Annotated in this window: 4 protein-coding genes, 1 tRNA gene and 1 pseudogene; 1 reads left to right on the forward strand and 5 read right to left on the reverse strand. The window is 68.9% G+C overall.

Features of this window, described 5'->3' with window-relative positions:
- Positions 1–220: 220 nt before the first annotated feature.
- The 5 genes and pseudogenes from F3T56_RS32860 to F3T56_RS32880 all read right to left on the reverse strand — a co-directional run bounded on the left by F3T56_RS32860 (position 221) and on the right by F3T56_RS32880 (position 4,758).
- A pseudogene (locus F3T56_RS32860) lies at positions 221–1,685 on the reverse strand (IS1182 family transposase).
- A 95-nt stretch (positions 1,686–1,780) separates the two neighbouring features.
- The gene (locus F3T56_RS32865) at positions 1,781–2,419 is read right to left on the reverse strand and encodes a flavin reductase family protein (RefSeq protein WP_149828999.1); all 639 of its coding nucleotides are present in this window, start codon (positions 2,417–2,419) and stop codon (positions 1,781–1,783) included.
- A gap of 401 nt (positions 2,420–2,820) precedes the next feature.
- A tRNA-Pro gene (locus F3T56_RS32870) sits at positions 2,821–2,894 on the reverse strand.
- Between the two features lie 29 nt (positions 2,895–2,923).
- A complete protein-coding gene (locus F3T56_RS32875) occupies positions 2,924–3,757 on the reverse strand; it encodes a Pr6Pr family membrane protein (RefSeq protein ID WP_149829000.1) in 834 nt (277 codons plus the stop codon).
- 71 nt (positions 3,758–3,828) lie between these two features.
- Entirely contained in the window at positions 3,829–4,758 is a 930-nt protein-coding gene (locus F3T56_RS32880) for a metallophosphoesterase (RefSeq protein ID WP_149829001.1), read from the reverse strand.
- 176 nt (positions 4,759–4,934) lie between these two features.
- Between F3T56_RS32880 and F3T56_RS32885 the strand changes: the two genes are divergently transcribed.
- Positions 4,935–5,402 carry a GatB/YqeY domain-containing protein gene (locus F3T56_RS32885; protein WP_149829002.1) on the forward strand — a complete coding sequence of 156 codons (468 nt, stop codon included), beginning with the start codon at positions 4,935–4,937 and terminating at the stop codon, positions 5,400–5,402.
- Positions 5,403–5,418: the final 16 nt, after the last annotated feature.

Here is a 5,418-nt window from a genome sequence, read left to right on the forward strand (position 1 = left end):
ACTTCCTCGTCCATGGCGCCATCGTCGCAGACCGCCCAGGGCGAACGTTGCCTGATGCGGCACTAGCTAGGAGCGTGGGTCAGTAACGAGCAGGCGGCTCGGCCTGTGGCCAGCGGATCGGTCGCGGCGGTCCTGTCGGGGCCTGTGGGGCTCGGGTGCGGTCTGCCCGCTGGGTGTTCGGTCGGCAGGGCTCGCGACGTGGCCGGGGAGGCCCGGCTGGTCAGTCGGCCAGGGCGGCGATCCCTGCTGTCCCGGCGTGACGGAAGATCTTGCGGAGGTTGTGGCAGGCGGCGAGCAGGCGCCACTCTCCTCGGGCGCCTTCCTCACCGCGCAGGAGGAGTTGGCGGCCGTTCTGGCAGGTCATGATCTGTCCGAAGACGGGTTCGACGATGGCCTTGCGGCGGCTGTAGGCCTTCCGGCCGGGCTTGGTCCGCAGCTTGCGGGCCATGCGCTCCTTCAGGGTCGCGTCCTTGGGGATACGTCCGCGTGGTGTGGGCGGGACCTGTTCGTCGTGTCCGAGTCGGCCGGTAGCCATGAACGTGTCGCCTGCTGCAGGCGAGTTGGCGATCCCGCGCGGCCTCAAGGTTCGTCTCGGAGCAGTAGCCGGCGTCGACGAGGGCCTGCTTGGGATGGGTTGCGGTGTTGGCGGCGGACTGGTCGAGCATCGTGGTGTAGTTCAGCGCGTCGGAGGCATTGGTCGTCACGTCGGCGGCAGTGATGACCTGGTGGGCCTCGTCCACGACGGCCTGAGCGTTGTAGGCCTGGATGTAGGCGCCGTCGCTGTTCTTCATGATCCGCGAGTCGGGGTCGGTGAAGTTGGCCTGGGCCTTGGGCTTTGGCCGGGCCTTGGCGGCGGCGGCCTCGCCGGCAGCGGTGACGGCCTGCTCGTCGCTGCTGCCCGCACGTGCCTGGCGGCGTCGCTCCTTGTCCTCGGCGTGGCGGCGGGCCTTGTCGGCGGCTTCGGCCTCGATCTGGGCGCGGGCGGCCTGCAACCTGGCGAGGCGTTTCTCGCGGCGGTCGAGTTCGGCGGGCAGGTCGGTGTCCTTGCCGTCGACGCCGAACGTGGCGTCCTCGGCCTCGTCGGTGGCCTCGGCGTCGGCGAGCAGGGCGGCGGCCTTCGCCTCCAGCGCGGCGATCTCGGCCTCGATGCTCTCTTCCTTGTCGATGAGGCGGCCGTAGCTCATCGCCTTGTGCTTGGAGGCGTTCGCTTCGAGTTTGGTGCGGTCCAGGGCGACGCGGCCCATCTTGACCATGCCGAGCTTGATCGCGAGGTGCAGTGACTGGGTGAACAGGCCAGCCAGGGCGTTCAGGTGGCGGCGGCGGAACCGGGCGATCGAGCGGAAGTCCGGGGCCTGGTCGGCGGCCAGGAACCGGAACGCGACGTCGTCGGCGCACTTGCGCTGGATCGCCCGGGAGGAGCGGACGCCGGTGGTGTAGCCGTAGATCAGCAGACGTACCATCAGTCTGGGGTCATAGGGCGGGTAGCCCCGCTTCTCGGTGTAGTCGGCCAGGACCGGTCCCAGGTCGAGTATCTCGTCGACCAGGTCCACGACGAACCGGGCCAGGTGTCCCTCGGGCAGCCAGTCGTCCAGCGACGGCGGCAGCAGCAGGGCCTGATGCGGGTCGAACGCCCTGAACCGCTTGTCCGCTGCCGCCGTACGCGTCTGCGGCCGACTCTTCTCGATCGGCTCGACCTCGAACAGGCCCTCCCCATCACGCATCCCGTGATCATCTCGTATGAATGGTCACGGGATGCAGGCGAGGGCCGCCGGTTGCCTGCTCAGACGGTCGTCGACTGGAGCTGGTGCGGCATGTTCCAGCCCTCGGCGAGTCTCGACGGGTGAACGTTGCGTCCCCCGCCGAAGAACTCGCAGAACTTCATGATCAGCGGATCCCAGCCGAGCGGGTCCACATAGTGCGTCCCCGGGATGACCAGGTCTTCCTCGACATGAGCGCGAAGGACCTCGACCTCGAAGGCAGTGGCATGCGGTTCGGGACCGCCGAAGGGATGGGCCGAGACGACCCGGCATTCCAGCTGGACCGGACATTCCGCAACCCTGGGGGCCCGGACCAGATCCGATGCCTGCTCGGTCAGCCGTGCGACCGAGAACTTGTCCGGCTCGTGCCGGTAGCCCTGCTTTGCCTTGTAGTCCGGCATGGCCGACTTTCCGGTGGTGAGCGCGATCCGGTCGACTGCATCGACCATCGCCGACGAGGGCAGGCTGAGCACGCACTCGCCCTCACGCAGCAGGTTCGCGGTAGTTTGGGCGTTGTTGCCAAGACCGAGCATGCAGGACTGGTCCAGCCACCACGCCGAGGACATCGGCGCGAGGTTCGCCGTGCCGTCCTCGTTGAGTGAGCTGACCAGCACCACCGGAGTTCCGAAGTACAGGACCTTGAGCCCGGGGACGACGTGCATGCGCTGTGCCTTTCGCGGAGTGTCAGACGGACAGGTCCGCGATCAGGAACACGAACCGTCGCTGACTCTCTCGTGAGTGAGACGCAGACGCTGGCGGAGATACGACATCGCGTTTCGGACGAGTGGAGCGATCATCCAATGACAGTGACAGGCCCGGCGTTGATTACTGGGACACGCTCCTAGCCCGCAGATCAAGCTCAGAGCCCCCGCCTCCACATGCGTCCCCTCTCCACATGGTCTCGTTTCTGAGGCGAGCCACGGCGTCGCCCGCCTTGTAGGACGGGAGCCGTTTGGGAGCTGATCCCGAACTCGGCTCCCAAACGGCTCCCCAAACGACCCCAGAAACCACTCAGGGGCCCGACCCGCTAAGCGGATCAGGCCCCTGACCTGGTACTTCACTGTCGGGGTGGCGGGATTTGAACCCACGACCTCTTCGTCCCGAACGAAGCGCGCTGCCAAGCTGCGCTACACCCCGATTGCCGCTGCTCGTCGCGGCGACGTCGTTTACTTTAGCCCACTGGTGGCTGGAGACGAAATCCGGTTTTCGGGGCGGCGGTCGTGGCGGTTGGAGCGGCGCCGGCGGAGGTGTACGGGGTCGGGGCGGAGGTGGTCGGCGGCGATGAGGAGGAGGCTGAGGGCGTAGATGGCGAGGCCCAGGAGGAGGGCGTTGCCGAGGGTGCCCTTGTAGCCGTGGTGGGTGGCGTCCAGGAACGGGTAGAGGTACGGGGCCGGCCAGTCGGGGGTGAGTACGGCGGCGCGGCCGAGGGTGAACGCCAGGTACGCCATCGGGTAGAGCAGCCAGGCCACGGCGTGGATCGGGCGGGGCGGGGACGGGCGGGTCAGGAGGAGCCAGTCCGCCACCACCACCAGGGGGATCACCGTGTGGAAGGCGAGGTTGGTCAGGGCCTGCCAGCCCGTGGGCGTGACCGGGGCGCCGGTCGGTGCCATCGTCAGGGAGAAGGCGATCGGGTCCTGCACCAGGATCAGGTGGTACACCAGGGCTGTGGTCATCGCGTAGAGCACCGTGCCGCTCGTCACCAGGGATGGCAGCGGGCGGCGGGCCGACCACGCGCGGCGGGACGCGGCCGCGAAGACCAGCGCCACCAGGGCCGTGCTCTGGACCGAGAAGTGGGTCATGGCCCGTACGGGGCTGCCCGCGACCATCTCGATCACTACGGCCGCTGCCGCCGCCAGCGCCACCAGGGCGCGGAAGGCCGCCGTCGGCCGGCGTCGTGCCGGTGCCACCACCGCCGCCGCGGGCACGACGGACGGCATCGGCGCGGGGATGCCCGAGATCGCCGGCAGGTCGGGGATGTCCCTGGGTATCGGTGCGGTCATGCGTTTCACGCTAGGCCGCCCCGACGAAACGGGCCTTTCGGGGTGATCCGTATGGGTGGCCAGCCCTCCCCCTACGCCCCCCGCTCCACCAACGTCAGCAGCGAAGCCTCCGGGGGGCAGGCGAACCGTACCGGCGTGTAGCGGTTGGTGCCGCAGCCTGCCGATACGTGCATGTACGCGGTGTGGCCCGCCGCCGTGTGGGTGGAGAGGCCCTTCACGCGGTCCGTGTCGAGGTCGCAGTTGGTGACGAGGGCGCCGTAGAAGGGGATGCAGAGCTGACCGCCGTGGGTGTGGCCGGCCAGGATCAGGGGGTAGCCGTCGGCGGTGAAGGCGTCGAGGGAGCGGAGGTAGGGGGCGTGGACGACGCCCAGGGAGAGGTCGGCCGACTCCGAGGGGCCGCCGGCGACCTGGGCGTAGCGGTCCCGCTTGATGTGCGGGTCGTCGAGGCCGGTGAGCTCCACCGACATGCCCTCGACCTTCAGCGTGCCGCGGGTGTTCGTGAGGTTGAGCCAGCCCGCCCCGTCGAACCCGTCGCGCAGGTCCTCCCAGGGGTTGTGGATCGCGCCGACCACGGGCTTGTTGCCGTTCAGGCCATGGCGGCCCTGGGCCTTCTCCAGGAGATAACGGGCGGGGTTGCGCAGCTTGGGCCCGTAGTAGTCGTTCGAGCCGAAGACGTACGCCCCCGGGAACTCCATCAGCGGGCCCAGCGCGTCCAGCACCTCCGGGATGCCCTCGGGGTCGGACAGGTTGTCGCCGGTGTTGATCACGAAGTCGGGGCGCAGCCCGGCCAGGGAGCGCAGCCAGCGCTGCTTCTTGCGCTGCCCGCTCACCATGTGGATGTCGGAGACCTGGAGTATCCGCAGTGGCCGCATGCCCGGTGGCAGCACCGGCACCGTCACCCTTCGCAGCCGGAAGGAGCGGGTCTCGAAACCCGCCGCGTACACCACACCGGCGGCACCGACCGCCGCGATCCCCAGAGGTACTCCGTATCGCGCTCGCATGCGTCCATCGTGTCAGACCCCGCCGAGCCTCCGTACAGCCTGTGGACAACCACGGCCCCACCACCGGCGATCGTCAACTCCCCCTGTGGACAACCCACTCCGGCTGCGGTATCCGCTCCGCACACACCAGCGAAATCAAGGCGCGCTTCCCGCACCACACCTGCGACAATCGATCCATGACCACGCTCAAGTCGAAGCTGCAGGAAGACCTCAACGCCGCGATCAGGGGGCGCGATGAGCTCCGCTCCTCGACGCTCCGGCTGACGCTCACCGCGATCACCAAGGAGGAGGTCGCGGGCAAGGAGAAGCGTGAGCTCTCCGACGACGAGGTCCTCAAGGTGATCACCAAGGAAGCGAAGAAGCGCCGCGAGGCCGCGGACGCCTTCGCGCAGGGTGGTCGTGCCGAGTCGGCCGAGCGGGAGAAGGCGGAGGGCGAGGTCCTCGCCGAGTACCTGCCCAAGCAACTGTCCGACGAGGAGCTGACGCGGATCGTCGTCCAGGCCGTCGAGGAGGCCAAGGCCGCCGGCGCCGAGGGTCCGCGCGCGATGGGCCAGGTCATGAAGATCGTCAACCCGAAGGTGGCCGGGCTGGCCGAGGGCGGCCGCGTCGCCGCCGTGGTCAAGCAGCAGCTCGCGGGCGGCTGAGCAGCACCCTTCCATT

Origin of the sequence: Streptomyces tailanensis (genome assembly GCF_008386495.1) — a bacterium.
Taxonomy (GTDB): domain Bacteria; phylum Actinomycetota; class Actinomycetes; order Streptomycetales; family Streptomycetaceae; genus Streptomyces; species Streptomyces tailanensis.

Bases quoted from the DNA above. Each gene is read 5' to 3' on its own strand.
- F3T56_RS32865 (WP_149828999.1), bottom strand. From the start codon at position 2,419: ATGCACGTCGTCCCCGGGCTCAAGGTCCTGTACTTCGGAACTCCGGTG.
- F3T56_RS32875 (WP_149829000.1), bottom strand. From the start codon at position 3,757: ATGACCGCACCGATACCCAGGGACATCCCCGACCTGCCGGCGATCTCG.
- F3T56_RS32880 (WP_149829001.1), bottom strand. From the start codon at position 4,758: ATGCGAGCGCGATACGGAGTACCTCTGGGGATCGCGGCGGTCGGTGCC.
- F3T56_RS32885 (WP_149829002.1), top strand. From the start codon at position 4,935: ATGACCACGCTCAAGTCGAAGCTGCAGGAAGACCTCAACGCCGCGATC.